This window comes from Streptomyces sp. NPDC012466 (assembly GCF_042955215.1).
Taxonomy (GTDB): domain Bacteria; phylum Actinomycetota; class Actinomycetes; order Streptomycetales; family Streptomycetaceae; genus Streptomyces.
This window is the reverse complement of the sequence record NZ_JBIBEQ010000005.1, coordinates 517,324-541,583: the sequence shown is the minus strand read 5'-3', so window position 1 is coordinate 541,583 and position 24,260 is coordinate 517,324. Positions and strand designations below refer to the sequence as shown.

The following is a 24,260-nucleotide window of genomic DNA, read 5'->3' as shown; positions in this document are numbered from 1 at the left end:
ATGGAACTCGCACCCGTACTCCGCTCCGAGTGGCTGAAGATCCGCACGTTGCGCTCGCTGCCGGGCGCCCTGCTGGCCCTGTTCGCCGCGACCACGGCGTTCTCCGCGCTCGCCGGAGTCTCCGACGCCTCGGACCCGGGGTTCGATCCGCTGTTCACGGCACTGTCCGGTGTCATCCCGGGCCAGATCGCGGCCGTTTCCTTCGGCGCCATGGCCGTGGCGTCGGAGTTCCGCCCGGGGGCACTCCGGCTGTCCCTGGCCGCGGTGCCGCGGCGTGGCCGGTGGTTCGCGGCCAAGGCGGCCGTCATCGCCGTACCGGCGCTCCTCGTGGGGCTGGTGACGGCCCTCGCCGCCCTCCTCGTGGCGCGGGCGGGCCTCGGCCCGGCGGCCGACGGGCTCAGCGCCGGTGAGCAGGCGCGCGGTGTCGTGGGCTGCGGTGTCTACCTCATGCTGATGGCCCTGTTCGCCGCCGGTATCGCCGCCCTGCTGCGCAGCGGCGTGGCCACCCTCTCCCTGCTGGTGCCGTTCATCCTCGTCGTGTCCTTCGTGATCGGTGACGCGACGGGCACCGTGGTCGACTTCCTGCCCGACAGGGCGGGGCAGCTCGTCCTCAGGGAGACCTACGACGGCACCCTCGGGCCGTGGTCGGGGCTCGCGGTGACCGCGCTGTGGACGGCCGCCGCCCTGCTGGCCGGGGCCTGGAGCCTGCGGCGCAGGGACGCCTGACGGCGGGCCGGATGATGCCCCGCCAAGTGTCAGTGGAGGCGGGTTTACTGGAGCCATGAAGCTCGCACGGCACATCGCCCTCATCGACGAGCTGTGCTACCGCCCCTTTCCGGCGGAGCACGGCCCGTCGGACGTCGGTGTCTCGGGACCCGGCCACCACATCGCGGTGCTGGAAGCCGCGACGGACGGCGACCCGGCGGCCCGCGCGGTGACGATGGACCAGTACGAGAAGGACCGGGACGCCGTCTACGAGCTCCTCGCCTCCCGCTGGGGCGACACCGACCCGTACAACCTGCAGACGGTCCTGCTGCGCACGGAGGGGGAGGAGGTACCCCGCCCCTGGGCCGAGTTGAGCGCGCGGGCGAGCGTGGCCCACCTGTGGGAGGTGGAGGGCACGGGCCGCTGGGTCGCCGTGGCGGTCGGGGACCGGGACCCCTCACGGGAGGTGCAGCTGCTGGCCCTGATCACGGAGACGGACCCGCCGTAGCGGATCAGTCCTGGGCGGCCTCCCGCAGCCGTCCGAACTCCTCCGCCATCGTCTCCAGCGTCCAGTGCGCGTTCAGCCCGCTCGGATTGGGCAACACCCACACGCGCGTGTCGCCGATCGTCCGCGACTGCGGCCCCACCCGCGCCTTGCGGTCGTCGAACGCGGCGCGGTACGCGGTCACCCCCACGACGGCCAGCCAGCGCGGCCGCAGCCGTTCCACCTTCGTCGCGAGCAGCCGCCCGCCCTCCCGGTACTCCTCGGCGCTCAGCTCGTCGGCCCGGGCCGAGGCCCGCGCCACGACGTTGGTGATGCCGAGCCCGTACGACACCAACTCCTGCTGCTCCGACGGCTTCAGCAGCCGCGGCGTGAACCCGGACCGGTGCAGCGCCGGCCAGAAGCGGTTGCCGGGGCGGGCGAAGTGATGACCCGTCGCGGCCGTCATCAGACCGGGGTTGATGCCGCAGAACAGGACACGCAGGCCCTCCGCGACCACGTCGGGCACGACGCGGTCGCGGGCGGCCTGAAGCTCCTCGGGCGTGAAACGCGGCACCGTCGGCTACCCGGCCGGCGCGTCAGAGGATCGCCCCGGGCGTGTAGCCCGCGGCCTGGGGGTGCTGCTTCACGATCTCCTCGACCCGGGCGACCACGGCGGCGACCTGGTCGCCCGCGGCTCCGGTGAAGGACAGCTTGTCGGCCATCAGCGCGTCGAGCTGGTCGCGGTCCAGCGGGATGCGCGCGTCGGCGGCCAGCTTGTCGAGCAGTTCGTTGCGCTCGGCGCCCTGCTCGCGCATGGCGAGCGCGGAGGCGACGGCGTTCTCCTTGATCGCCTCGTGCGCGAGCTCCCGGCCGACGCCCGCGCGCACGGCACCCATCAGCACCTTGGTGGTGGCGAGGAACGGCAGGTAGCGGTCCAGCTCCCGGGCGACGACCGCCGGGAACGCGCCGAACTCGTCGAGCACCGTCAGGAACGTCTCCAGCAGACCGTCCAGCGCGAAGAACGCGTCCGGCAGCGCGACCCGGCGCACCACCGAGCAGGACACGTCGCCCTCGTTCCACTGGTCGCCCGCCAGCTCACCGGTCATCGAGGCGTAGCCGCGCAGGATCACCATCAGGCCGTTGACGCGCTCGCAGGAGCGGGTGTTCATCTTGTGCGGCATCGCCGAGGAGCCGACCTGGCCGGGCTTGAAGCCCTCGGTGACCAGCTCGTGCCCGGCCATCAGCCGGATCGTCTTCGCCAGCGACGACGGGGCCGACGCCAGCTGCACCAGCGTCGTCACGACCTCGTAGTCCAGCGACCGCGGGTAGACCTGGCCGACCGAGGTGAAGGCCTGCGAGAAGCCCAGGTGCGTGGCGATCCGCTGCTCCAGGTCCGCGAGCTTCGCGGCGTCCCCGCCCAGCAGGTCCAGCATGTCCTGCGCGGTGCCGACCGGGCCCTTGATGCCGCGCAGCGGGTAGCGGCCCAGCAGCTCCTCGACGCGGCCGTAGGCGACGAGCAACTCGTCGGCGGCGGTGGCGAAGCGCTTGCCGAGGGTGGTGGCCTGCGCGGCGACGTTGTGGGAGCGGCCGGCCATGACCAGCTCGCCGTACTCCCCGGCCAGCTTGCCGAGCCGGGCCAGGACGGCGACCGTGCGGTCGCGGACCAGCTCCAGCGAGAGGCGGATCTGCAGCTGCTCCACGTTCTCGGTGAGGTCGCGGGAGGTCATGCCCTTGTGCACCTGCTCGTGCCCGGCGAGGTCGTTGAACTCCTCGATCCGTGCCTTCACGTCGTGCCGGGTGACCTTCTCGCGCTCGGCGACGGAGGCCAGGTCGACGGTGTCGAGGACCCGCTCGTAATCGGCGAGCGCCGCGTCCGGCACCTCGATCCCGAGGTCCTTCTGGGCCCGCAGCACGGCGAGCCAGAGCTGCCGCTCCAGCTTCACCTTCTGCTCGGGCGACCAGAGCGTGGCGAGCTCGGCGGAGGCGTAGCGTCCGGCGAGGACGTTCGGGATGCGGGGCTTGGCGGGAGCGGAAGTCACGTGCACGGATTCTACTGGCGATTCGTGCAGGCCAGCGCCGCGGGTGTCCTTGTCGGAACCTACGAGAGGGCCGCGGCCCTCTCCACCTGCGGCTACACCAAGTCCTCGTACGGCAGCAGCTCCGGCCGCTTCGGGGGCATGCCGTCACCCGAGGAGCGGCCCGTCAGGCGGCGGCCTATCCAGGGCAGCAGGTGCTGCCGGGCGAAGCGCGCGTCCGCCACGCGCCGCATGACCCAGCCGGGCGGCAGCGTCGCGGGCATCGGCGCGTGCCACTCGGCGTCCTCGGGGTCGTAGCCCAGCGTCTGCCACACCGCCTCCGCGACCCGGCGGTGGCCCTCGGACGTCAGGTGCAGCCGGTCCACGTCCCACATCCGCGGGTCGCTCAGGGACGGAGCGCCGTACAGGTCGACGACGATCGCGCCGTGCCGGGCGGCCAGCTCGTCGACGCAGGCGAACAGCTCCTCCATGCGCGGCCGGAACCGCTCCAGGACGGGGCCCTGCCGGCCCGGGCTGCGCATCAGGACCAGCTGCCGGCACGCGGGGGCCAGTTTCTCCACGGCCTCCTCCAGGAGCCCGCGCACCCGGCCCATGTCGCACTTGGGCCGCAGCGTGTCGTTGAGCCCGCCGACCAGGGTGATCACGTCGGCGCCCATGGCCGCCGCGACGTCGACCTGCTCGTCGACGATCTGCCGGATCAGCTTGCCGCGCACGGCGAGGTTGGCGTACCGGAAGCCGGGTGTGCGGGCCGCCATCCGTGCGGCGAGCAGGTCGGCCCAGCCCCGGTAGGTGCCGTCGGGCATCAGGTCCGACATGCCCTCGGTGAAGGAGTCGCCGACCGCGACCAGGCTGCTGTAGGTGGGGTTCGTCTGCATGGCGACGGAAATGGTATCCCGTGCACATACCCAGCAGTCGGTCGGCCTCCGGGCCCGGGTGGCGGGCTCCGGAGGCCACCCGTTTCACGCCCGCTGGCCGAACAGCTCCCGCAGCACGTCCTCCATGGTCACCAGCCCGGCCATCCGCCCGTCCGCCCCGGCGACGGCGGCGAGGTGCGTACGGCTGCCCCGCATCGCCGTCAGGACGTCGTCCAGCGGTGTGCGCTCCACCACGCGCGCGATGGGCCGCATGTCGCGCAGCCGGAACGGCACGTCACGCCCGACGGCCTCCAGGGCGTCCTTCACATGGAGATAGCCCACGATCCGCCGCCCGTCGTCCACCACCGGGAAGCGGGAGAACCCGGACTCCGCCGACAGCCGCTCCAGCTCCTCCGGAGTGACGCCGACGCTCGCGTACACCACGCGCTCCAGCGGCAGCACCACGTCCCGCACCGGACGGCGGCCGAGCTCCAGCGCGTCGCGCAGCCGCTCCTGGGCCCGCTCGTCGATCAGGCCGGCCTCGCTGGAGTCCTTCACGATCTGCGCGATCTCCGCGTCCGAGTAGGAGGCGGAGACCTCCTCCCGGGCCTCCACGCGCAGCAGCTTCAGCAGCACGTTGGCGAAGGCGTTCACGGTGAAGATCACCGGGCGCAGCGCCCGGGACAGCGCCACCAGGGGCGGTCCGAGCGCCAGCGCGCTGCGCACCGGCTCGGCCAGCGCGATGTTCTTCGGCACCATCTCGCCGAGCAGCATGTGCAGATACGTCGCCAGGGCCAGCGCGATCACGAAGGACACCGCGTGACCCGCTCCCTCGGGCACGCCCACCGCGTGGAACACCGGCTCCAGCAGATGCGCGATCGCCGGTTCGGCCACGACGCCCAGGACCAGCGTGCACAGGGTGATGCCGAGCTGGGCCGCCGCCATCAGAGCGGACACGTGCTCCAGGCCCCACAGCACGCTCTTCGCACGCCGGTCGCCCCGGTCGACATGGGGCTCGATCTGGCTGCGGCGCACCGAGATCAGGGCGAACTCGGCGCCGACGAAGAAGGCGTTGACGACCAGCGTCGCCAGTCCGATCAGCAGCTGGACGGCGGTCACAGCTCCACCCCCTTCTCGTCGGGCTTCCGGTCGTCGTGGGGCGCGCGCAACCGGACCCGGGCGGCCCGGCGTCCCGTGGCGTCGAGGACCTCCAGGTGCCAGCCGGCCACCTCGAGGGTGTCACCGGCGGCCGGTATCCGGCCGAGCACCGTGGCCACCAGCCCGGCGAGCGTCTCGTAGGGACCCTCCGGGGCCCGCAGCCCGACGCGTTCCAGGTGGTCCACGCGCGACGAGCCATCGGCCGAGTACAGCGGGTGTCCGGCCTCGTCCGTGCCGGCCGGGGCCAGGTCCGGGGTCTCGTGCGGGTCGTGTTCGTCGCGCACCTCGCCGACGACTTCCTCGACGATGTCCTCCAGCGTGGCCACGCCCGCCGTGCCGCCGTACTCGTCGATCACGACGGCCATCGTGCGCTTGCCGGAGAGCCGGTCCAGGAGCCGGTCGACGGTGAGTGTCTCCGGGACCAGCAGCGGCTCGCGCATCAGCTCGGAGACGTAGATCCGGGTGCGGCGCGCGGCCGGCACCGCCAGCACGTCCTTGACGTGCGCCGTCCCGACGACCGAGTCGAGCGTCCCGCGGTAGACGGGGAACCGGGACAGGCCGGTCGCGCGGGTCGCGTTCGCCACGTCCTCCAGGGTCGCCTGCACCTCCAGTGCGACGACCTGCACCCGGGGCGTCATCACGTTCTCCGCGGTCAGGTCGGCGAGGTTCAGGGTCCGCACGAACAGCTCGGCGGTGTCGGCCTCCAGGGCCCCCTCCTTGGCGGAGTGGCGGGCGAGGGCCGCCAGCTCCTGGGGCCCGCGCGCCGAGGCGAGCTCCTCGGCGGGCTCGACGCCGATCCGCCGCACGACCCGGTTCGCCGTGTTGTTGAGATGCGTGATGAAGGGCCGGAACGCGGCGCTGAACCAACGCTGCGCGTTGCCCACGGTCTTGGCGACCGCCAGCGGCGAGGAGATCGCCCAGTTCTTGGGCACCAGCTCGCCGACGACCATCAGGAACACCGTCGACGCCGCCGTGCCCAGCACCAGCGCGACGCTGTGCGACGCCGAACGCGAGAGGCCGAGGTCCTCCAGCGGCCCGGCGATCAGGGCGGCGATCGACGGCTCGGCGAGCATGCCGACCACCAGGTTCGTGACCGTGATCCCGAGCTGCGCGCCGGAGAGCTGGAACGTCAGATTCCGTACGGCCTTCAGCGCGCCCTGCGCACCCCGATCGCCGCGCTCGACGGCCCGCTCCAGCTCGGCGCGCTCGACCGTGGTGAGCGAGAACTCGGCCGCCACGAACGCGCCGCAGGCGAGCGAGAGCAGGATCGCCGCCAGGAGGAGGAGCACTTCGGTCATCGGTTCACCCCCGTTCCATGGTTCTCCAGGAAGGGGCGGAACGCGCGGTGTCGCGCACGGGGAGGCTCGCCCATGGGCGGACGCTCACAACCTTTCATGCAGACCGAGTGGCCATTCAAGGGTAAAGGATGGGCAAAGTCCTTCCTCGGCCGATCACGAGGCCGGGGGCGGCGCCTGGTCGGTGAGCGGCTTCACCCAGCGCCGCCACTGCTCCTCGGGCCCGTACCCGGCGGCGCCCCACGCCCGGTGCGCGGTCTCGTTGCGGGTGAGCACCATCGCGTCCGCGCGGCGCCCGCCGAGCCGCACGAACCGCTCCTCCGCGGCGGCGAGCAGCGCGGACGCGATGCCCTGGCGGCGGTGGTCCGGGTGCACGGCCAGCCGGTACAGATGACAGCGCCAGCCGTCGAACCCGGCGATCACCGTGCCCACCGGCTCGCCGCCGCGTTCCGCGAGGATCAGCGCCTCGGGGTCGCGTGCGACCAGCCGCTCCACGCCCCCGCGGTCGTCACTGATGCTCGTCCCCTCGGCGGCCACCTTCCAGAAGGCCAGGACGGTGTCGAGGTCCTCGGGCGTCGCGGCCCGGATGTGTACGTCGGTCATCTCATGATCACACCACTCGCGCCGGCCCGCGTCAGACCGTTTCACCATTCGGACGTCACTCGTGCGCGATGGCCGCCAGCACGTTCATGCGCGATGCGCGCAGCGCCGGCAGCAGCGCCGCCACGACCCCGACCACCGCCGAGCCGACCACCACCAGCACGATCGTCAGCCACGGGATCGCCAGGGCCGTCATGCCCTGGAGGGCCAGTACCTGCTGCGTGCACACACCCCACACCAGTCCCAGCACGAGCCCGAGGACCGCCCCGAACACGGCGATCACCACCGATTCCAGCCGGATCATCCGCCGCAGCTGACGCCGGGCCAGCCCGATCGCCCGCAGCAGTCCGATCTCCCGGGTGCGTTCGACGACCGACAGCGCCAGGGTGTTGACCACGCCCAGCACCGCGATGATGATCGCCAGCCCCAGCAGCGCGTACACGAGGTACAGCAGGACGGCGATCTGGTCGTGGACCAGCTGCTTGTAGTCGGCCAGGTCCCGCACCTGCACCTGCGGATACGGGTCCAGGGTCTTCTCCAGCTGCGCGCGCAGGTCGCCGTCGCTCGTACCGCCCGAGGCGTTGACGTACAGCGCGGAGTCCTGCCCGCCCGGCGCGTACCGCTCCAGGGTGCCCAGCCCGAAGTACAGCCCGCCCTGGGTGCCGAACCCCTCGGCGGAGTCCTGGTCGGTGAGCGCGCCGACCGTCAGGCCGGCCGAGCGCCCGCCCTGGAACTCCACCGGGACGGTGCTGCCCACCCGCACGCCGTGGTCGCGCGCGAAGTCCCGGTCCATGGCCATGTGCCCGTTCGCCAGCGCGGCCGCGGAGTCTCCCCGCGCGTAGGTGATGTTGGCGACGTCGTCGAGCCGGGGATCGTAGCCCGCGGCGGTCGTCTCCACGCGGCCGCCGTCCGGGAGCCGCACCGCGACGGGCGTGAACCGCCCGCGCACCACCAGGCCCACGCCGCCGGTGCCGCGCACCTTGTCGGTGACCTCCCGCGGGAACGGCTGGAAGTTGGTGTTCTGGATGACGAAGTCGGCGCCCAGCGTCCTGTCGATCTGCCGGTCGAACGACGCGGTCATCGACTCGCTGGCCACCGACATGCCGCCGACCAGGGCGATTCCCACCATCAGGGCGGCGGCGGTGGCGCCGGTGCGGCGGGGATTGCGCAGGGCGTTGCGCTGGCTCATCCGGCCGATCGACCCGAACAGCGCGGGAAAGGCCGCGCCGAGCACCCGGATCACCGGGCGCACCAGCAGCGGCCCGGCGATCACGGTCGCGATCAGGGTGAGCACCACGCCGAGCCCCAGCAGGGACGCCGACGACGCCGTCCGCTCGGCCAGCGCGCAGCCCACCAGCGCCGCCGCACCGGCCGTACCGACGATCCCGCCCGCCACGGCGCGCATCCGCAGCGGGCGGCCCACCCCGGCGACCTCGGCGTCCGAGAGCGCGGCCATCGGTGAGACACCCGCGGCCCGCCGCGCCGGGAGGTACGCGGCGACGAAGGTGACGCCGAGCCCGACGACGTACGCCGCCACCGGTGTCACCCAGCGGATCTCCATCTCGTCGGCGTCGATGTTCATGCCGAGCAGGCCCATCAGCGCGATCAGCCCGGCGGCGAGCCCGATGCCCGCGGCCAGCCCCAGCGTGGAGCCGACCAGGCCGAGCAGCAGGGCCTCGGTGAGCACCGAGCGCCGGACCTGGCGCCGGTCGGCGCCGAGCGCGCGCAGCAGCCCCAGCTCCCGGGTGCGCTGGGCGATCAGCATGGAGAAGGTGTTGACGATCAGGAACACGCCCACCAGCACGGCGATCCCGGCGAAGCCGAGCATCACGTACTTGATGACGTCGAGGAACCCGCCCAGCTGCTCGACATCCGACTCGGCCTGCTCGCCGGCCGTCCGGAAGTCGTAGGTGTGCGCTCCGAGCGCGCCCGCCACCCGCTGCTTGAGCCGGTCGTCGCCGATGCCCTCCGCCGCGTCGACCGAGATGGCGGTGGCCGTGCCCGGCCGGCCGAGGAGCCTGGTCTGCGCGGTGGGGGTGTCGAAGTAGATCAGTGCGGAGCCGGGGTTGGTGGTCGTGAACGTGACGATGCCGACCACCCGGACCTCGAACGATCCCGGGGGCGCGATGACGGTGAGGCGGTCGCCGATGCGCACGTCCCTGCGGCCGGCGGTCTCGGAGTCCAGCAGCGCCTGGGCGGGACCGCGCGGGGCGTGGCCCGAGGTCAGCTTCACGGGACTGCGCTCGTTCGGGTTCCAGGCGTTGCCGCGCGTCGGCGCCCCGGTGGTCGGGCCCACCGGCCGGTTCTCCTCGTCGACGACCGTGAGGCCGCTCACCTCCACGTCGGCGCGGGCCGCCGCGACCCCGTCCACCTGCCGGACCCGTTCGGCGAGCGCGGCCGGCAGCGTGGCCGTCCGGCCGGAGGGCACCGCCTCGTCGAGGCCCTCCTTCGGACTGACCGTCACATCGGCCGCCGTGGAGGCGAACAGCCGGTCGAAGGTGCGGCTGACGGTGTCCGAGAAGATCAGGCTCCCCGCGACGAACGCGACGGACAGCAGGACGGCGAGCGCCGAGAGCAGCAGCCGCCCCTTGTGCGCCAGGAAGCTCCTCAGGGTCGCCTTGAGCACGGGCTCAGTTCTCCTCGGACGACGCCGGGGCGTCCTCGTACCGGGTGCGGATCACGTCGAACCTCTTCATCCGCTCCAGGACCGCCTCCGCCGTCGGGCGCCGCATCTCGTCGACGAGCCGGCCGTCCCCGAGGAAGAGCACCAGGTCGGAGTGGGCGGCGGCGCCCGGGTCGTGGGTGACCATGACGACGGTCTGCCCGAGCCGGTCCACCGCCTCGCGCAGGAAGGCGAGCACCTCCAGGCCGGCGCGCGAGTCCAGGTTGCCGGTCGGCTCGTCCGCGAAGATCAGCTCGGGCCGGGAGGCCAGGGCCCGCGCGCAGGCCACGCGTTGCTGCTGCCCGCCGGAGAGCTGCGACGGCCGGTGCCCGAGCCGGTCCCTCAGCCCGAGGGTGTCGATCACCTGGTCCAGCCACTTCTCGTCGGGCTTGCGGCCCGCGATGTCCATGGGCAGGGTGATGTTCTCCAGCGCGTTCAGGGTCGGGATGAGGTTGAACGACTGGAACATGAACCCGATCCGGTCGCGGCGCAGCCGCGTCAGCTCGCGTTCCCGCAGCCCCGTGATCTCCGTGTCGCCCAGCCACACCTGACCGGCCGAGACGGTGTCGAGCCCCGCCAGACAGTGCATCAGCGTGGACTTCCCGGAGCCCGAGGGTCCCATGACCGCGGTGAACCGGCCCCGGACGACGTCCACGTCCACCGAGTCGAGCGCGAGCACGGCCGTCTCGCCCGAGCCGTACGCCTTGGTCAGACCGCGGGCGCGGGCCGCGATCCCGTCAGCCGGCGCGAGGCCGGGAGCGTGCTCCGCAGCAGGTGTGGACAAGGCCGCCTCCTCTGGGTGGACGTCAGGACCTCCTGGTCCTGCCCGAGCGTAATGTGACCCGGCCCACACTCGGTATCCTCCGCGGGTCGGACTCCGCCCCTGCCGGGGCCGCCTTGTCCGCCGTCCCGTCTACGACAGCCCGCACGCCCGCGCCGCCGCCCTGCTCCAGCTCCTCCTCCACGTCCCCGCGCTGGACGCTTGGACGCCCTGTTCGCCGCCGCCGTCGCCTACGCGTATCTCGTCGCCGGCGGCGCCGAGGTAGTCACCTCACCCGAGCGGGTCCGCGACCTCGCCCGGCTGGTCAAGAGCGGCGAGGCGTCCGTACGGGACATCGGGCAGGAGCTGCGCCCAGGGAGCCTGTGATCACCCGCGGGTCGTGATCACCCGCTGACCGGGCGCCACGCCGTCCCGAGCACGCAGTACGAGGTGGGCAGCGCCGGCCCCTCCGCCGGCATCAGCACCCGCCGGTAGGGGCCGAGTTCGAACCCGGCGTCCCGCAGCGCCCGCACCGGCTCCCGCGCCACATGGCAGCCCCCGCTCAGCACCGGCCACACCGTCCGGTCCAGCGCGTGCTGGGTGAAGGTCATCGCCCGGCCACCACCCCGGCCGTGCTCGAAGAACCGCACCTCGCCGCCCGGCCGCAGCACCCGCCGCAGCTCCCCGAGCGCCCGGGGCACGTCCCGCACGCTGCACAGCACCAGCGACACCACGGCGGCGTCGAAGCCCTCGCTCTTGACCGGCAGCGCCTCGGCCACGCCCGGCGCCACGTCCACCGGCACCTCGGCGCGCAGCGCGGCCTCCACGGCCAGCTGCCGCAACCGCCGCTCCGGTTCGATGGCCACGACCTCCGCGACGGTGCCCGGGTAGTGGGCGAAGTTCAGTCCGTTGCCCGCGCCGATCTCGATCACCCGCCCGGACAGCCCGCCGAGCAGTCTCCCGCGCATCGGGCCCATGCCCATCCGGGTCTCGGCGGCCACACTGGCCCGGGCGTAGCAGCGGGCGAACAGCGGATGGTGCACGGCGTCCCGTGGCACCTTGCCGGAGCGGAGCGGCATGGGGACCTCCCTGACGATGCCGGTCTTACCGCGATTCTCCCCGCGACGAGCCCGGCGCACCCCTGCCGCCTACCGCGGGCGTACGCGGCCGAGCACCGGACGGTGGTCGCTTCCGGTCGCCTCCAGCGCCGACACCCGCGACACCTCTCCCCAGCCCCTGGCCGATCCTCACCACCGGCAGGGCGGCCGGCCGGCTGAACGCGAACCCTGAGGGCTGGGCGTGCGGCCGGGAGGTGAGCGGGCCGAGGCCGCGGTCCCGCACCGTGCCGTTGAGGTCGCCCACCAGCAGCAGCCGGCCGGCCGGGTCGTCGGCGGCAAGGGTTCCTAGCAGGGCCGCGCTCTCGTCGCGGGCCGCGGAGGTGAGGCCGGTCGCACCGAGCCGGACGGACGGCAGATGGACCACGTACACCACGATCTCGCCGCCCGGCGCGGACACCGTGGCCTGCAGACCTCGCTGCCGGCTCGCCGGGAAGCCCTCGGGCCGGATGTCCGCGGGCCGCACGTCCGACCGTGCCGTGGACGGCCCGGTGCGGGTGCGAGGCGCCCAGGACGTCCTGGTACACGGGTCGCGCGGCGGGTGTGGGTTCCTGCACGGCCTCCAGCCCCGCACGGGTCGCGAGCAGCGCCCGTGCGGTGCCGGAGGGGTCGGCGTTGCCGTCGGCCACGTTGTGCTGGACGACGGTCAGGTCGTACGGGCCCGGGCCCGGGCCGGGAGCCACACGGCCAGGGGCACCAGGCAGGCGAGAAGCCCCGCCCGCGACCGCTTGGGCAGGGCGAGGCAGCCGAGCACGGGCACGGCCACCCCGAGCCACGGCAGGAACGTCTCCAGCAGGCTTCCCAGCCGCCCGACCCCGTTGGGTACGGCGGAGTGCAGCGCCCGCGCGGCGGCGACACCGGCCGCGCCGCTCACCAGCCAGGCATCCCACGACGACCTGCCGCCGACGGTCACGCTAGGCGAGCTCCGCCGCCAGCAGCGCGGCCGTCCTGGCCACCAGCGGGTTGTCGGCCACGGCGTCCTCCTCCGGCTGGGTGGTCAGGACGGACAGCACGATCGGCGGGCCGTCCGGCGGCCAGACGACGCCCACGTCGTTGTTGGTGCCGTACCGCCCGCCGCCGGTCTTGTCGGCGACCAGCCAGTCGGCGGGCAGGGCCTTGCGGAACTTCTCGGTGCTGGTGGTGTTGCGCAGCAGCCAGTCGGTGAGCCGTGCCCGGTCCCGGGGCTCCAGCGCGGTGCCGAGCACGAGCCGGGCGTAGGTCGTGCCGACGGCACGCGGGGAGGTCGTGTCGGTCACGCGCCACGGCTCCGCCGAGTTGAGCTCGGGCTCCCACCGGTCGAGCCGGGTGACCCGGTCACCGATCGAGCGGCAGAAGCGCGTGACGGCCGTCGGCCCGCCCAGCTCCTTCAGGAGCAGGTTGCCCGCGGTGTTGTCGCTGAAGCGGATGGTGGCGTCGCACAGTTCGCCGACGGTCATGCCGGTCGCGACGTGCTTCTCGGTGATCGGGGAGTATCCGGACTTCGTGACGTAGTCCCGGGTGTAGCGGACGCGCCGCGCCAGGAACTCGCCGTCGCGGTCGAGGTCGCGCAGGACGGCCGCGGCGGCCAGGGTCTTGAACACCGAGGCCATCGGGAAGCGTTCGTCGGCCCGGTACACCACCGTCCGGCCCGTGCGCAGGTTACGGGCGTACACGCCCAGCCGGGCGGTGTGCTCCCGTTCCAGTTCCCGCAGCCGCGCGGTGACACCACCGGTACCGGGTGAGGCGTGGGCCGTGCCGCCGCCCAGCGAGAGAGCGGCGGCCGTGCCGAGTGCGAGAGCCGTGCGGCGGGACGGGCGTGATCCGTTCGTGTGCAAGGTGGTCCCTTCGGAGGCGATCACGTACGCAGATCAACACGCGATCATGTCCGGGCCGGTTTCACCGCGTGCCCGTCCGGACCCTCACCACGCCTCGGGTGCCTCCCGTACCCGGAACGCCTCCGCGTCCCACGAGCCGTCCAGCCGGGGGGCCAGCCAGTGCGGCGCGGCCGCCCGGAAGGCGGTGGGGGAGAGGGCGGCCGACCCCGCCGGAACGGAGCCCAGCAGCGGCGCTCCGGCCACGTCCGGCAGGTCCGCGAGATTGCAGCGCGCGGCGAGGTCCGGGGCGGTCGGCCAGCTCCCGATCACGATCCCGGCCAGGTCCAGCCCCCGGGAGCGCAGCTCACGCGCCGTCAGCTCCGTCGTGTTCAAGGTGCCGAGGCCCGCCGGCGCCACGACCAGCACCGGCGCCGACAGCAGCCGGGCGGCGTCCGCCAGGGTCCCGCCGGCCGCGTCGAACCGTACGAGCAGTCCGCCGGCCCCCTCGACCAGCACCAGGTCGTGCTCGGTGGCCAGCTTGGCGGCGGCCTCCGCGACCTCGTGCGGATGCACCGGCGCCCGGCCCGCCCGGCGTGCGGCGGTGGCCGGGGCCAACGGCTCGGGATACCGGGCGAGTTCGGCCGTCGTCACCGGCCCCGCCAGGCGCGCCACCTCGGCGGCGTCGCCCGGCTCGTCCGGCTGTACGCCCGTCTGGGCGGCCTTGAGCACGGCCACCGACCGGCCGGCCGCCAGCGCCGTCGCGGCGACGGCGGCGGTCACGACCGTCTTGCCGACCTCCGTGCCCGTGCCCGTGATCACCAGTACCGGCATGTCATCCCTCCCGCGCCGCCGCGCACACGGCCCGCGCGATCCGCGCCAGGTCCGCGTCGCCCGTCACGTACGGCGGCATGGTGTAGATCAGATCGCGGAACGGCCGCAGCCACACGCCCTCGCGCACGGCCGCCTCGGTCGCCGCCCGCATGTCCACGGCGTGATCCAGTTGTACGACCCCGATCGCGCCGAGGACCCGGACGTCCTTCACCCCCGGCAGGTCCGAGGCGGCCGAGAGTCCGTCCCGCAGCCCCGCCTCGATCCGCTTGACCTCCGCGGTCCAGTCCTGCCCGAGCAGCAGCTCGATCGAGGCGCAGGCCACGGCGGCCGCCAGCGGGTTGCCCATGAAGGTGGGGCCGTGCGCGAGCACCGGCACCTCGCCCCGCGAGATGCCGTCGGCCACCCGCGCGGTGCACAGCGCCGCCGCCATCGTCAGGTACCCGCCGGTCAGGGCCTTGCCCACGCACATCACGTCGGGCGTCACGTCCGCGTGTTCCGCCGCGAACATCGCGCCCGTACGGCCGAAACCGGTCGCGATCTCGTCGAAGACCAGCAGCACGTCGTGCGCGTCGCACGCCTCGCGCAGCACCCGCAGGTACGCCGGGGAGTGGAACCGCATCCCGCCCGCGCCCTGCACGACCGGCTCGACGACCACCGCGGCCAGTTCACCGGCGTGCCGCTCGATCAGCGACCGCAGGTGCTCGGCGTACGCCTCCTCGTACTCCACGGGGGGCGGGTCGGCGAACACCTGGCGGGGCAGCACCCCGGTCCACAGGTCGTGCATCCCGCCGTCCGGATCGCACACCGACATGGGCTGCCAGGTGTCGCCGTGGTAGCCGCCGCGCCACGTCAGCAGCCGCTGCTTGCCGGGGCGGCCCAGCGAACGCCAGTACTGCAGGCACATCTTGACCGCGACCTCGACCGACACCGACCCGGAGTCGGCGAGGAAGACGTGCTCCAGGCCGTCGGGCGACATGTCGACAAGGAGCTTCGCCAGCCGCACGGCGGGCTCGTGGGTGAGCCCCCCGAACATCACATGACTCATCCGTCCCAGCTGCTCGCGCGCGGCCTCGTTGAGCACCGGGTGGTTGTAGCCGTGGATCGCCGACCACCAGGACGACATCCCGTCGACCAGCTCTCCCGAGCCGTCGGCGAGCCGCAGCCGCACCCCGCTCGCCGACTCCACGACGAGCGGTTCCTGCCGTCCGGGCATCGGGCCGTACGGATGCCACACGTGCCGCCGGTCGAGCTCCAGCAGCTCGGCGACCGTGCGCTCAGGCATTGGGCGCGAGGTCGGTCCCGGCGCCCCGGCGGCGCACGGCGACCAGGTCGGTCCGGGGTTCGGCACCGGTACGGGAGTCGGCGACCTGCGGTTCTTCGCCGGAGCCGCACGCCCCGCCGCCGGAACCACAGACTCCGCCGCCGTCGTGGCAGCCTCCGGCCCGGTGCTCGGGAAGCGTCACCTGGTCGGTGCCCTCCACCTCGAACCCGGCGTCCGCGATCATCTCCAGGTCGGCCTTGCCGGCCTGGCCCTCACTGGTGAGGTAGTCACCGAGGAAGATCGAGTTGGCCAGGTGCAGGGCGAGCGGCTGCATCGTGCGCAGATGGACCTCCCGTCCACCGGCGATCCGCACCTCGACGTCCGGGCAGACGAACCGCGTCATCGCCAGGATCCGCAGGCATCGCTGCGGGGTCAGGTTCCACTCCTTGCCGAGCGGAGTGCCCTCGAACGGGATCAGGAAGTTGACCGGAACCGAGTCCGGGTCCAGCTCACGCAGCGAGAAGACGACGTCCACGAGGTCCTCGTCCGTCTCGCCCATGCCGGCGATCAGCCCGGAGCAGGCGGACAGACCGGCCGCGTGCGCCTTGTGCACGGTGTCGACACGGTCCTCGTACGTGTGCGTGGTGGTGATCTCCCCGTACGTCGCCTCGGACGTGTTCAGGTTGTGGTTGTAGGCGTCGGCGCCCGCCTCGCGCAGCCGCTCCGCCTGGCCGTCGGAGAGCAGACCGAGGCAGGCGCACACCTCGACGCCCTCGTTGTTCTCCTTGATCGTCCTGATCGTCTCGGAGACCCGGTCCACGTCCCGGTCGGTCGGGCCGCGCCCGCTGGCCACCAGGCACACCCGCTTGGCCCCTCCGGCCACGCCGGCCGCCGCCGCGTCGGACGCCTGGTCGGGCTTCAGCCAGGTGTACTTCAGGATCCCGGCCGTCGAGCCGAGCCGCTGCGAACAGTACGAGCAGTCCTCGGGGCACAGGCCGGACTTGAGGTTGACGAGATAGTTCAGTTTCACCCGTCGGCCGAACCAGTGCCGCCGCACCTTTCCGGCCGCGGCCACCACATCGAGGAGGTCGTCGTCGGACGTCGCGAGGACGGCCAGTGCCTCGTCGCGGGTCGGCAGCTCGCGCCGAAGCCCCTTGTCCACCAGCGTGTTCAGCAGGTCCATGGAAGCCGATCCTGTCCTACGAAGGTGCCCGGGGCCAAGGAGACTTCGTACAACAGAGTCGCTTCGAGGTGTGGGTATTGCCACACACTGACCTGCTGGTCGTCCCGCTAGTGTCTGTGCACTGCCTACAAATTCCCCGGAGGACCACCCATGGCGTTCGGCTGGATCGACGAGCAGGCCCTGCGGCGCCGCCGCGCCGGACTCGTACGGACTCTGCGCCCCCGTCCGGCCGCTTCGCCGCTCCTCGACCTGGCGAGCAACGACTACCTGGGGCTGGCCCGTCACCCCGAGATCACCGAGGGCGCGGCCCGGGCCGCGCGGACCTGGGGCGGCGGCTCGACCGGCTCCCGGCTCGTCACCGGCACGACCGAACTGCACACGGAGCTCGAGCGGGAACTGGCCGACTTCTGCGGTTTTGAGGCGGCCCTCGTCTTCTCCTCCGGCTACGCCGCCAACCTCGCCGCCGTCACCGCGCTGGCCCCGCACGGCTCCCTGATCGTCTCCGACGCGGGCAACCACGCCTCGCTCATCGACGGCTGCCGGCTGGCCCGCGGCACCACCCAGGTCGTGGCGCACGCCGAGCCCGACGCCGTGCGCAAGGCACTGTCGGCACACGAGGGCACGGCGATCGCCGTGTCCGACACGGTGTTCTCGGTCGACGGCGACGCCGCCCCCCTCACCGCGCTGGCCGAGGCCTGCCGGGAGCGCGGCGCCGGGCTGGTCGTCGACGACGCCCACGGCCTGGGCGTCCTGGGCGACGGCGGCCGGGGCGCCCCGTACGCGGCGGGACTCGCGGGCGCCGACGACGTCGTCGCGACGGTCACGCTGTCCAAGTCGCTCGGCAGCCAGGGCGGAGCCGTCCTCGGCCCCGCCCGGGTCGTCGACCACCTGGTCAACGCGGCCCGGACGTTCATCTTCGACACCGGACTCGCCCCCGCCGCGGCGGGGGCGGCCCTGTCGGCCCTCCGGCTGCTGCGCCGCGAGCCGGAACGGGCCGCACGGGCCCGCGCGGTGGCGGGCGAACTGCACGCACGCCTGACCGCCGCGGGACTGGAAGCGGTACGTCCGGACGCCGCGGTGGTCTCGGTGCGCGCGCCCTCTGCCGAGGACGCGGTGAACTGGGCGGCGGAGTGCCGCGCGGCGGGCCTGGCCGTGGGCTGTTTCCGTCCTCCCTCCGTGCCCGACGGCATCTCACGGCTCAGGCTGACCGCCCGCGCTGACCTGACCGGTCAGCAGATCGCACGCGCTGTACGGCTGATCGGCGAGACACGACCATGAGTCGGCGTGACACGGCCGTGTGTCGCACGATGTCGGTCTGACCGAACGCGGCTACATGCGGTCCACCCCGGCCGCGAACGCCGCCCAGCTCCCCGGAGAGAAGAGCAGCGCGGGTCCGGCCGGGTCCTTGGAGTCGCGCACGGCGAGCAGTCCGGCCCAGGGCGGGGCATCCGGACACGCGGTCTCGACGCAGTTGTTCGCGCCGGTGCTGTAGCTGCTGCGCAACCACCGCACACCGTGCAGTTCGATGCTTGAGGGGACGTGACGAGGCAGTGCACGCATGGTGCCTCCTTACGCGCCGGCGGCTGTCCCGGCGATGAAATCCAACGAGTCCTCGGGCGAAAGGGCGTGGATCTGAAGGGCGTTGAAGGCCTCCGTGTAGGCCTGGAGGTCTTCTTTCCGTTCGAGGTAGAGGCTACTCGTCAAGTGGTCGAGAACAACCACATCCAGATCAGAAGTGCTCGAAAATGAGAAGATAACGAAAGGGCCGGTGACGCCGATGTGCGCCCCGGCGGCGAACGGCAGCACCTGGAGCCGCACTTGGGGGAGCCGGGCGGCCTCGACCAGTCGTTCCAGCTGGCGGGCCATGACCCCGGGTCCGCCCACCTCCCGGCGCAGCACCGCCTCGTCCAGGACGGCGCTCAGTTCCAGCGGGGGATCCGCGCGCAGCACGTCCTGCCGGGCCAGCCGCACCTCGACCAGCGTGTCGAGCCGGTCCTCAGGAAGCCCCTCCACCGCGGCCTTCGTCACCGCGCGGGCGTACTCGGGTGTCTGGAGCAGGCCCGGGACGACCGTGGTCTCCAGCGTGCGCATCACGCCGGCCTGCGACTCCAGGCTGATGAAGTCCCGGTAGGTCGGCGGCAGCACCCCGCGGTAGGCGTGCCACCAGTGATGACGTCCACCGCTCTCGTCGGACCCCGCCAACACCATGAGCAGCTCGCGCAGTTGGGAGTCCGCCACGGCGTAGGCGTCGAGGAGTAACCGCACATCGGCCGGTTTCACCCCGCTGGTGCCCGTCTCGATCCGGCTGACCTTGGACTGGTGCCAGCCCACCAGCTTGGCCGCCTCACCGCTCGTGAGCCCCGCCGAGGTGCGCAGCGCACGCAGTTCGGCGCCCAGTTTCCGGCGGCGCACCGCGGGACCGTGCTGCATGGGCTCCTCCTTACTCCTTCCGAGCCACCCAAATACGGTCTCGCGTCGCAGAGTTCACCGCTTTGAGCGACAGATATATGCATATCTTGGTGGATCGCCGTCCTTCGGGGGCGTTCTGGTGGCAGTCTGGCGACGAAGCACCAGTCCGGGACCGTACTCGAACCATCCGCTCCGTGTCGGACTGCGGTCCCGTGGGAAAGGGACGACGTCGCCATGGCAGACCATTTGGAAGCATCCGTCACTCTGCCGAGCGATCCCGCCTCGGTCTCCGCGGCGCGCACCTACGTGGTGGGCACGCTGGCGGAGTGGGGCCTGCCGGCGGACACGGAAGTGTCCGACACCGTCCGGCTCATCGTCTCCGAACTCGCCACCAACGCCGTCCAGCACACCTTCGGCCAGTCACCGACGTTCACCGTGGACCTGGAGCTCGATCGCGACGAGCGGCTGCGTATCGGTGTCACGGACAGCCACCCGCGCTTCCCCAGACGTCTGCCCGCCGCCGTCCAGCAGGACAACGGCCGCGGACTGGTCATCATCCGCTGGCTGACCGCCGAGTGCGGCGGCCGGCTCCGTATCCGCCCCACCCGTGAAGGCGGCAAGACCATCTCGATCGAGCTCCCGTGGGCCGTTCCGGTGCAGCCGGTGACCACGGTGGTCCGGCAGGAGCCGTGACCGCTCGGAGCAGAACCGTAAGACCTCCCCGGCGGGTGCCCTGAGCGCACCCGGGCCCGCGCGAGCGGCATCCGGGCCACCCACGAGCCACGCCGCCCCCTCCTGGCCGCCTGCGAGGCATACGCCGCCCTCTGCGGGCCGCGCGCGGCTGCGACGCCGCTCCCCGTGCCTCACGACGCACCGGAGCCCGCGACGGCCCTCACCTGTGCCGCGCCGACGCCTCCCGGTGCGCTGCCGCTCCCCGAAGCCCTGACGGCTGCCTGACGGTGCGCCGCAGCGGTGCGGGAATCCTGACGTCGTCCCCGGCCGGCTTCCCCTCGGTCGTCCCCGCCGTGCCGTCCGTCTCCGAACGCAGACCCGCGCGCCGCACCAGCCGCGGGAGCAGCCCCCACAGGCCGGCACAGACCAGGAAGGTCGCGACGCCCGCGGCGACACCGCCGGTCCGGCCCGTGGTCACATCGACCACCAGCAGCACGGAACCGCTGAACGCGAACACCAGCACACACAGGCCGGTGGTGGCCAGGCGCGAGGAGACCTGCACGATGCGGGGCTTGGCGCCCTGCTGGAAGAGGGAGCGGTGCAGCGCGGCCGGCGCGGTGAAGAGCGCGGCGGCGAGGACCGCCAGCAGCAGGGTGATGACGTAGGTGACGCGCTGGACCGTGTCGAGGTCCCCGAAGCGCGAGGTGAAGGCGAGCGACAACAGGAAGGCGAAGAGGATCTGCACGCCCGTCTGGGTGACGCGCAGTTCCTGGAGCAGCTCGACGAAGTTGCGGTCGGCACGTTGCAGCGGAGTCTCGTTGCGCGCGGTGCAGGGACGGTGCTCGGCCATGGAGCGACGGGTATCCACACAAGCCCGTGTCACGCTCCGGCGTGCGGCGGCGCGTCAGGACGCCGCCGCACGCCGGGCGGATCACTTCACGCGCCCGTACCAGACGCTCTTGGTCCAGATCTTCTGGAGCCGCACCACGTCCCCGCTCTTCGGGGAGTGCCAGAGCTTGTTCTTACCCGCGTAGATACCGACGTGGTACACGTTGCTGCCCGAGTGGAAGAACACCAGGTCTCCGGCCTTGCGGTTCTTGCTGGAGATGTGGCGGGTCTTGTTGTACTGCTGGGCAGCCGTGCGGGGGAGCTTCTTGCCGGCCTTCTTGAACGAGTAGAGCGTGAGCCCGGAGCAGTCGAACCGGTGCGGACCCGTGGCCCCGTACTTGTAGGGCGCACCCTTCTTCGAGGCCGCTATCTGGAGCGCCTTGGTCGCCGGCGTGGCTGCCGCGGCCTCCGAGGAGAACCCGGGGGCCACGATCGAGCCGCCCACCGCGGCGATGGTGAGAGCCGAGGCCGTGCCGGCCCGAACCATGAGCGACGGGACACGATTGAGCGCAGTCATGCGCAACCCTTCGTCAGCCGCCTGTGAAGGATGACCTGTCGGATTCGGGCTGGCGAAGTTGCCCGGCCGCTGACGCGGCTTCACCCCAAGGGCTGCTCGGGCTCGGTCATGGCGTGACCGTCCCGGCGACCCGTCGTGCTTGGGTCCTCCACTCCTGCCGATCCACTTCTGTCGACCGGTCATCCGGGCGGCGGCAGGACTCGGCGTCCGCCCGGATCGCCCCGCCACAGCGGCGGGGGCTTGTCGTCAGACAGGGATCTTGGCTCATCACTGTCCGGATTTCCCAACGGAACCGCGTATTTGTGTTGTTACTCACCACTCACCCGTTCGGGTGGACACGTGTGCGTTCGCGCCACTGTCCACGGGTTCGCGGACCGCCGGACCAGCGACGGAATGCCCCATTCCGTCCCGTGGCTACGCGCGTTGCGCAACCGGGACGGCCCCAAAACTGGTCTCCCGCCTACTCCGAACAGGGGTACGTCATTTGGTCCGTTTCGACTCAGGTCCGGACGGTCCACGGTCGGATCGGGCGTCCGGGGCGACGACTCCGCGTCAACTGACGGACTCCGGGGGCAGGGTGAGCCGGGCCGTGCGCCGCTCGCCGTCCAGCACCCGCAGCGCACGGGCCAGGGTGCCGGCGTGCAGCTCCGTCTCGCCCCGCTGATGCATGAGGGCCAGCGCGTCGCGCAGCGCGGCCGCCTTGCCGACCAGGGCCTGGGCGGCACGCAGTCCGCGGTAGGTGTCGCCGTCCTGCGCCGGGTTGATGCGGCCCAGCAGGTCGACGACCTCGAGGTAACGGTCGATCAGTTCCGCCTCGGCCCGCGTCAGGGCCGGCAGCGGCGGCAGTTCGGGCGGGAGCATCGGGGCCTCACCTCACCGTCCGGCCGGCGGGACCGGGGTGGCCTTGCGGTGCGGAATGATCCCGTCCACCAGGCCGTACTCCACCGCCTCCCGAGCGGTGAGAATCCTCTCCCGCTCGATGTCCCTGCCGATCTGCTCCCGGCTGCGGCCCGTGTGCCGGGCGAGCAGCTCCTCCGTTCGGAGCCGTGTGCGCGTCAACTCGTCCGCCTGGATGGCCAGATCGCTCGCCTGCCCCCGGACCGGCTCGGGCAGTGCGGGCTGATGGATCACCAGGCGGGCGTCGGGGAGGGTGAATCGCTTGCCGGGCGTGCCTCCCGCCAGCAGCACCGAGGAGGCTGCGCCGGACCGGCCCAGACAGATCGTCTCCACGTCGCAGGAGACGTACTGCATCGTGTCGTAGATCGCCGCCATGGCGTGGAAGGTGCCGCCGGGAGAGTTGATGTAGAGCGAGATGTCGCGGTCCGGGGCCTGGTGCTCCAGGTGCATGAACTGGGCCATCACGTCGTTCGCCGAGGTCTCGTCCACGGGCGCCCCGAGGAAGACGATCCGCTCTTCCATGAGCTTCGAGTACGGGTCCATCGTCCGTTGCCCGGACCCCGTCCGTTCGGTGAACTCGGGCAGCGCGTGACGGGCGGACGGTCGGGTCATGGCGAACCCCTCCTCGCGGCGCAGCTGTCTCCGGCGGCAGCTGCCTCTGTAAAAAATGTACAGGACGTACGTCACGTTATGATGGGGTCATGGCCTACGAGATTCCGGTGACGCAAGCCAGGGCTGAGCTCGCCGACCTGATCAACCGCGTGGTGTACGGCGGCGAACGCGTCGTCGTCACGCGGCACGGCAAGCCCCTCGTCGCCCTCGTCTCGGCCGATGACCTGCGGCGACTCGAAGGGACCCAGGAGCTCGCCGAGTCCGCGGAGGAGCAGGTGGTCAGCGCGGTCTCCACCGTCCGCGAGGTCGCGTCCGCCCCTGGCGAACCCCAGCGGTTCGGCATCGCGGCGGAGCACCGCAGGGCCGGTCCGGCCTAGTCCGTACAGGCGAGAACCGTGCGTCCCCGTCCGCTGTGGCGGGGACACACGGCCGCTTTCCGGGGGTCGCTCGCACGCGCCGGTGTGGCGGTCAGCCGACGGCTGAGAGTTCCCGTCGGTCGGCCGCGGGGTCACCGCCCGCCTTCCGTGCCCGGAGCGCGTTGCCGAACAGCACGGCACACAGGCCCAGCGCCGCCCACCAGGTCAGGGTCAGGGCGGGTCCGGTCGCCGCCGCCCCGTCGAAGTACGACACCGAGCGCAGCACAGTCGTCCCCGCGCCCGGCGGCAGCCACTGGCCGATCGCGCCGGCCGGCTCCGGCAGCATCTGCGGGGCCGAGGTGGCGCCGGAGAAGGGGTTGCCCAGCAGCATCACCGTGGCGGCCGCGATGCCCGTGCCGGCGGGGCCGACCAGGGCGGCGAGTCCGGCGACGGCACCGCCGACGGCCAGCGTGGACAGAGCGAGCACCGCCGCCTCCGCCCACCAGTCGCCGCCGAGCGCCCCGAGCCAGCTGTGCGCGATCCCGGCCGCGGCCACGCCCACCAGGGCCGAGGCGCCGAGCAGCGCGAGCACGGCCCGGATGCCGCGCAGCCCCAGCAGTGTGACCACCGCGCCCGCCGCGATGCCGGCCAGGGCGAGCGGTAGTACGGCGGCGTTCAGCACCGCGCCACGCGGATCACCGGCCGGGGTGGGCACGACATCGACCGTCCTGATCTGCGGGTCCCCGGCGGCGGCCTGTTGCGCCATGGCCTGCTGGAGGAACTGGGCGACGGCCGGTCCGGCCGCGGACGCGGTGAGCAGTTCGGGTCCCTGTGGCGTGACCACGACCGCGCCGTACACGCTCCGGTCCTCGATGGCGTCCCGGGCTGCGGCTTCGTCGGCGTAGCGGTGGATCTCGAAGGCGCCCTCGTGCCGCTCCAGTTGCCGCTCCACCTGGGTCACCGCGGCGGGCGGTCCGGCCACGCCCAGCGGGAGGTCGCGGGGCGATATGCGGGAGGCCGGCCAGGCGAAGGCCCACAGGGCGATGGCGGCCAGAACGGGCACGAGGACGACGACCGCGATCACGCGGCGGTTGCGGGAAGGCATGACGGTCTCCTGGAGGGAGCGGAAAGAACCCTGACGCTAAAAAGAAGGATCGTTCGTTTTGCTCTGT

Annotated in this window: 27 protein-coding genes, 1 pseudogene and 1 riboswitch; of the genes and pseudogenes, 6 read left to right on the top strand and 22 right to left on the bottom strand. The window is 72.6% G+C overall.

Going from position 1 to position 24,260, the window contains the following annotated elements; all coding sequences use genetic code 11:
- Window positions 1-726, top strand: coding sequence for an ABC transporter permease (locus ACFY9E_RS21540; protein ID WP_390986329.1), 726 nt, complete (start codon window positions 1-3; stop codon window positions 724-726).
- A 55-nt stretch (window positions 727-781) separates the two neighbouring features.
- Entirely contained in the window at window positions 782-1,213 is a 432-nt protein-coding gene (locus tag ACFY9E_RS21535) for a hypothetical protein (RefSeq protein WP_390986327.1), read from the top strand.
- Window positions 1,214-1,217: 4 nt separating this feature from the next.
- Here ACFY9E_RS21535 and mug read toward each other — a convergent pair whose 3' ends face one another.
- The 8 genes from mug to ACFY9E_RS21495 all read right to left on the bottom strand — a co-directional run bounded on the left by mug (window position 1,218) and on the right by ACFY9E_RS21495 (window position 10,578).
- Window positions 1,218-1,763 carry a G/U mismatch-specific DNA glycosylase gene (gene mug / locus ACFY9E_RS21530; RefSeq protein WP_390986325.1) on the bottom strand — a complete coding sequence of 182 codons (546 nt, stop codon included), beginning with the start codon at window positions 1,761-1,763 and terminating at the stop codon, window positions 1,218-1,220.
- A 22-nt stretch (window positions 1,764-1,785) separates the two neighbouring features.
- The gene (purB, locus tag ACFY9E_RS21525) at window positions 1,786-3,228 is read right to left on the bottom strand and encodes an adenylosuccinate lyase (RefSeq protein WP_390986322.1); all 1,443 of its coding nucleotides are present in this window, start codon (window positions 3,226-3,228) and stop codon (window positions 1,786-1,788) included.
- 92 nt (window positions 3,229-3,320) lie between these two features.
- Window positions 3,321-4,100, bottom strand: a complete 780-nt coding sequence (locus ACFY9E_RS21520; protein ID WP_390986319.1) for an SGNH/GDSL hydrolase family protein — start codon at window positions 4,098-4,100, stop codon at window positions 3,321-3,323.
- An 84-nt stretch (window positions 4,101-4,184) separates the two neighbouring features.
- Entirely contained in the window at window positions 4,185-5,198 is a 1,014-nt protein-coding gene (locus ACFY9E_RS21515; RefSeq protein WP_390986317.1) for a CNNM domain-containing protein, read from the bottom strand.
- Entirely contained in the window at window positions 5,195-6,535 is a 1,341-nt protein-coding gene (locus tag ACFY9E_RS21510; protein ID WP_390986314.1) for a CNNM domain-containing protein, read from the bottom strand. The genes ACFY9E_RS21515 and ACFY9E_RS21510 overlap by 4 nt, the downstream gene beginning before the upstream one ends.
- A 153-nt stretch (window positions 6,536-6,688) precedes the next feature.
- Complete coding sequence (locus tag ACFY9E_RS21505) at window positions 6,689-7,135, bottom strand: GNAT family N-acetyltransferase (RefSeq protein ID WP_390986311.1); 447 nt, start codon at window positions 7,133-7,135, stop codon at window positions 6,689-6,691.
- A gap of 55 nt (window positions 7,136-7,190) precedes the next feature.
- Window positions 7,191-9,758, bottom strand: coding sequence for an FtsX-like permease family protein (locus ACFY9E_RS21500; RefSeq protein WP_390986309.1), 2,568 nt, complete (start codon window positions 9,756-9,758; stop codon window positions 7,191-7,193).
- Between the two features lie 4 nt (window positions 9,759-9,762).
- The gene (locus ACFY9E_RS21495) at window positions 9,763-10,578 is read right to left on the bottom strand and encodes an ATP-binding cassette domain-containing protein (protein WP_390986307.1); all 816 of its coding nucleotides are present in this window, start codon (window positions 10,576-10,578) and stop codon (window positions 9,763-9,765) included.
- Window positions 10,579-10,702: 124 nt separating this feature from the next.
- Here ACFY9E_RS21495 and ACFY9E_RS21490 point away from each other — a divergent pair.
- Window positions 10,703-10,941: pseudogene (locus ACFY9E_RS21490) on the top strand (fic family toxin-antitoxin system, toxin component); the annotation flags it as partial.
- A gap of 17 nt (window positions 10,942-10,958) precedes the next feature.
- On the opposite strand, the gene ACFY9E_RS21485 reads toward ACFY9E_RS21490, so the two are convergent.
- The 7 genes from ACFY9E_RS21485 to bioB all read right to left on the bottom strand — a co-directional run bounded on the left by ACFY9E_RS21485 (window position 10,959) and on the right by bioB (window position 16,737).
- Complete coding sequence (locus tag ACFY9E_RS21485; protein ID WP_390986304.1) at window positions 10,959-11,633, bottom strand: methyltransferase domain-containing protein; 675 nt, start codon at window positions 11,631-11,633, stop codon at window positions 10,959-10,961.
- A 25-nt stretch (window positions 11,634-11,658) separates the two neighbouring features.
- Entirely contained in the window at window positions 11,659-12,135 is a 477-nt protein-coding gene (locus tag ACFY9E_RS21480; protein ID WP_390986301.1) for an endonuclease/exonuclease/phosphatase family protein, read from the bottom strand.
- Between the two features lie 180 nt (window positions 12,136-12,315).
- A complete protein-coding gene (locus ACFY9E_RS21475) occupies window positions 12,316-12,582 on the bottom strand; it encodes a hypothetical protein (protein WP_390986298.1) in 267 nt (88 codons plus the stop codon).
- A 1-nt stretch (window position 12,583) separates the two neighbouring features.
- A complete protein-coding gene (gene bla, locus ACFY9E_RS21470; RefSeq protein ID WP_390986295.1) occupies window positions 12,584-13,483 on the bottom strand; it encodes a class A beta-lactamase in 900 nt (299 codons plus the stop codon).
- Window positions 13,484-13,567: 84 nt separating this feature from the next.
- Window positions 13,568-14,293, bottom strand: a complete 726-nt coding sequence (gene bioD, locus ACFY9E_RS21465) for a dethiobiotin synthase (RefSeq protein WP_390986292.1) — start codon at window positions 14,291-14,293, stop codon at window positions 13,568-13,570.
- Window position 14,294: 1 nt separating this feature from the next.
- A complete protein-coding gene (locus ACFY9E_RS21460; RefSeq protein ID WP_390986289.1) occupies window positions 14,295-15,575 on the bottom strand; it encodes an adenosylmethionine--8-amino-7-oxononanoate transaminase in 1,281 nt (426 codons plus the stop codon).
- Window positions 15,568-16,737, bottom strand: coding sequence for a biotin synthase BioB (bioB, locus tag ACFY9E_RS21455; RefSeq protein WP_390986286.1), 1,170 nt, complete (start codon window positions 16,735-16,737; stop codon window positions 15,568-15,570). The genes ACFY9E_RS21460 and bioB overlap by 8 nt, the downstream gene beginning before the upstream one ends.
- Before the next feature lie 150 nt (window positions 16,738-16,887).
- Here bioB and ACFY9E_RS21450 point away from each other — a divergent pair, with 150 nt between their 5' ends.
- A complete protein-coding gene (locus ACFY9E_RS21450; RefSeq protein ID WP_390986284.1) occupies window positions 16,888-18,015 on the top strand; it encodes an aminotransferase class I/II-fold pyridoxal phosphate-dependent enzyme in 1,128 nt (375 codons plus the stop codon).
- 51 nt (window positions 18,016-18,066) lie between these two features.
- On the opposite strand, the gene ACFY9E_RS21445 is transcribed toward ACFY9E_RS21450, so the two are convergent.
- Together ACFY9E_RS21445 and ACFY9E_RS21440 are read right to left on the bottom strand one after the other, a co-directional pair.
- On the bottom strand, window positions 18,067-18,297 hold the full coding sequence (locus tag ACFY9E_RS21445) for a DUF397 domain-containing protein (protein ID WP_175431248.1): 231 nt from the start codon (window positions 18,295-18,297) through the stop codon (window positions 18,067-18,069).
- Window positions 18,298-18,306: 9 nt separating this feature from the next.
- Complete coding sequence (locus ACFY9E_RS21440) at window positions 18,307-19,167, bottom strand: Scr1 family TA system antitoxin-like transcriptional regulator (RefSeq protein WP_390986281.1); 861 nt, start codon at window positions 19,165-19,167, stop codon at window positions 18,307-18,309.
- Window positions 19,168-19,380: 213 nt separating this feature from the next.
- On the opposite strand from ACFY9E_RS21440, the gene ACFY9E_RS21435 reads away from it, so the two are divergent.
- Window positions 19,381-19,839, top strand: a complete 459-nt coding sequence (locus ACFY9E_RS21435; RefSeq protein WP_390986278.1) for an ATP-binding protein — start codon at window positions 19,381-19,383, stop codon at window positions 19,837-19,839.
- A gap of 199 nt (window positions 19,840-20,038) precedes the next feature.
- On the opposite strand, the gene ACFY9E_RS21430 is transcribed toward ACFY9E_RS21435, so the two are convergent.
- The 4 genes from ACFY9E_RS21430 to ACFY9E_RS21415 all read right to left on the bottom strand — a co-directional run bounded on the left by ACFY9E_RS21430 (window position 20,039) and on the right by ACFY9E_RS21415 (window position 22,732).
- Window positions 20,039-20,668: a DUF6328 family protein gene (locus ACFY9E_RS21430; RefSeq protein WP_390986275.1), complete on the bottom strand. Its 630-nt coding sequence runs from the start codon at window positions 20,666-20,668 to the stop codon at window positions 20,039-20,041.
- A gap of 81 nt (window positions 20,669-20,749) precedes the next feature.
- Complete coding sequence (locus ACFY9E_RS21425; RefSeq protein ID WP_390986272.1) at window positions 20,750-21,223, bottom strand: NlpC/P60 family protein; 474 nt, start codon at window positions 21,221-21,223, stop codon at window positions 20,750-20,752.
- A gap of 3 nt (window positions 21,224-21,226) precedes the next feature.
- Window positions 21,227-21,439, bottom strand: a riboswitch (cyclic di-AMP (ydaO/yuaA leader).
- Between the two features lie 336 nt (window positions 21,440-21,775).
- Window positions 21,776-22,084, bottom strand: a complete 309-nt coding sequence (locus ACFY9E_RS21420; RefSeq protein ID WP_390986270.1) for a hypothetical protein — start codon at window positions 22,082-22,084, stop codon at window positions 21,776-21,778.
- A 12-nt stretch (window positions 22,085-22,096) separates the two neighbouring features.
- On the bottom strand, window positions 22,097-22,732 hold the full coding sequence (locus ACFY9E_RS21415; RefSeq protein WP_390986268.1) for an ATP-dependent Clp protease proteolytic subunit: 636 nt from the start codon (window positions 22,730-22,732) through the stop codon (window positions 22,097-22,099).
- An 89-nt stretch (window positions 22,733-22,821) separates the two neighbouring features.
- Between ACFY9E_RS21415 and ACFY9E_RS21410 the strand changes: the two genes are divergently transcribed.
- Entirely contained in the window at window positions 22,822-23,109 is a 288-nt protein-coding gene (locus ACFY9E_RS21410) for a type II toxin-antitoxin system prevent-host-death family antitoxin (protein ID WP_390986265.1), read from the top strand.
- Between the two features lie 91 nt (window positions 23,110-23,200).
- Here the strand turns inward: ACFY9E_RS21410 and ACFY9E_RS21405 are convergent, their stop codons facing one another.
- Window positions 23,201-24,193 carry an ABC transporter permease gene (locus ACFY9E_RS21405; RefSeq protein WP_390986262.1) on the bottom strand — a complete coding sequence of 331 codons (993 nt, stop codon included), beginning with the start codon at window positions 24,191-24,193 and terminating at the stop codon, window positions 23,201-23,203.
- Window positions 24,194-24,260 lie beyond the last annotated feature (67 nt).